Below are 514 nucleotides of genomic sequence, written 5' to 3' on the forward strand. Positions count from 1 at the left end.
ACTTAGGTTTTTAGTTACATGAATTCTGGTTTATGCTCTGTTTAATTTTGAGGGGTGAAAATTCTAAATGGATTTTCACGGGTAATTTGGCTGAATATTTTCAGCATTAAAATTACCCCAAGGAACTTACTAATAGTTCCATATAAAGGGGTAACCAATTACTCGTCATACAACTCTTTATGGGGGTATAGCTCAGCTGGGAGAGCACCTGCCTTGCACGCAGGGGGTCAAGGGTTCGAATCCCTTTATCTCCACCATATTAAGGGCTTATAGCTCAGCTGGTTAGAGCGCACGCCTGATAAGCGTGAGGTCGATGGTTCGAGTCCATTTAAGCCCACCAAATAAATTTTTATGTTATTTTAGCATAAAAATTTATTTTTGTAGCATAATAGTACCAGTAATTAAATAAATGTACTTAATTGCTAAATTGTTCTTTGAAAATTGCACAGTGATAATCGTTAAATAATGAAAATTATTTAACACAAATAAAGTAAAGCTGAAGGTATACAAATAC

Annotated in this window: 2 tRNA genes; both read left to right on the forward strand. The window is 35.0% G+C overall.

Annotated features, from left to right (window positions below):
* Positions 1–181 precede the first annotated feature (181 nt).
* A tRNA-Ala gene (locus tag P8V03_RS19075) sits at positions 182–257 on the forward strand.
* A 6-nt stretch (positions 258–263) separates the two neighbouring features.
* Positions 264–340 (forward strand) — tRNA-Ile (locus P8V03_RS19080).
* Positions 341–514 lie beyond the last annotated feature (174 nt).

The sequence above is a fragment of the Clostridium tanneri genome (assembly GCF_033659955.1).
GTDB lineage: Bacteria > Bacillota > Clostridia > Clostridiales > Clostridiaceae > Clostridium_AM > Clostridium_AM tanneri.